Genomic DNA, 1,397 nt, shown 5'->3' on the forward strand with positions numbered 1-1,397 from the left:
GTTGATCCGCATCAAGTCGCGGCCGGCAACAATGACGCAGGATGAGCCGATGCCGCTCCCTGCGCGGGAACCGCAAAGTCGGCGTTGCGCTAACGGCCACGCCGCGAAGGAGGAAAGAACATGGCGCATGTTGTCGTCTTGGGTGCCGGGCTGGGTGGCACCATCATGGCCTACGAGCTTCGCGAGGGACTGGCCGGGCAACACCGGGTTTCCGTCGTCAACAATGGCAGCCACTATTCATTCGTGCCGTCCAACCCTTGGGTCGCCGTCGGCTGGCGCGACAGGCAAGCGGTCGAGATCGACCTTGCTCCGGTGCTGGCGCGTCGCAAGATAGGTTTTCATCCGCAGGGCGCCAAGCGCGTCCACCCCGTCGAGCGCACGGTGGAACTCAACGACGGCTCAACCCTCGCCTACGACTATCTGGTGATCGCCACCGGCCCCGAACTCGCTTTCGACGAGATCGAGGGCCTTGGACCGGAGCACAACACTCAGTCCGTCTGCCACGTCGACCACGCGCTCAAGGCCAGGACGGCCTTCGACGCGCTCGTCGCCAAGCCGGGCCCGGTCGTCATCGGCGCGGTCCAGGGCGCGTCCTGCTTCGGGCCGGCTTACGAATTCACCTTCATCCTCGACAAGGCCCTGCGCGACGCCAGGGTGCGCGACCGCGTGCCCATGACCTTCGTCACCTCCGAACCGTATATCGGCCATCTCGGGCTCGACGGCGTCGGCGACACCAAGGGCCTGCTCGAGAGCGAGATGCGCCAGCATCACATCAAGTGGATCTGCAACGCCAAGGTCGAAAAGGTCGAGCCCGGCACTATGTTCGTCCAGGAACTCGCTGACGACGGGTCGGTCAGGCAGGCGCATGAATTGCCGCATGCCTATGCCATGATGCTGCCGGCTTTCCGTGGCGTGGCGGCGGTGCGCGGCATCGAGGGCCTGACCAACCCGCGCGGCTTCATCCTTGTCGACAAGCATCAGCGCAACCCGGCGTTCCCCGAAATATTTGCGGTCGGCGTCTGCGTCGCCATCCCGCCGATCGGCAAGACACCGGTCCCCGTTGGCGTACCCAAGACCGGCTTCATGATCGAATCCATGGTCACGGCGACGGCGCGCAACATCAGCCGGCTGGTGGAGGGCAAGCAGCCTGACGCCCAGGGCACATGGAATGCGGTCTGCCTCGCCGATTTCGGCGATTCCGGCGTCGCCTTCGTGGCGCAGCCGCAAATCCCGCCGCGCAATGTCAACTGGTCGTCCTCCGGCAAATGGGTGCACACCGCCAAGGTCGGTTTCGAGAAGTATTTCCTGCACAAGATAAGGGCCGGCAAGTCCGAACCCTTCTATGAGCGCCTCGCGTTGCAGGCGCTTGGGATCGACAAGCTCAAGCAGATCAAGGT

The 1,397-nt window shown here is 64.4% G+C and carries 1 protein-coding gene; it reads left to right on the plus strand.

From position 1 onward, the window contains the following. Positions 1–120: 120 nt before the first annotated feature. Positions 121–1,397: NAD(P)/FAD-dependent oxidoreductase (locus C1D09_RS31725; RefSeq protein ID WP_143977882.1), on the plus strand; the 1,277-nt coding region annotated here is incomplete at its 3' end.

Source organism: Mesorhizobium intechi (genome assembly GCF_002879535.1).
Taxonomy (GTDB): Bacteria; Pseudomonadota; Alphaproteobacteria; order Rhizobiales; family Rhizobiaceae; genus Mesorhizobium; species Mesorhizobium intechi.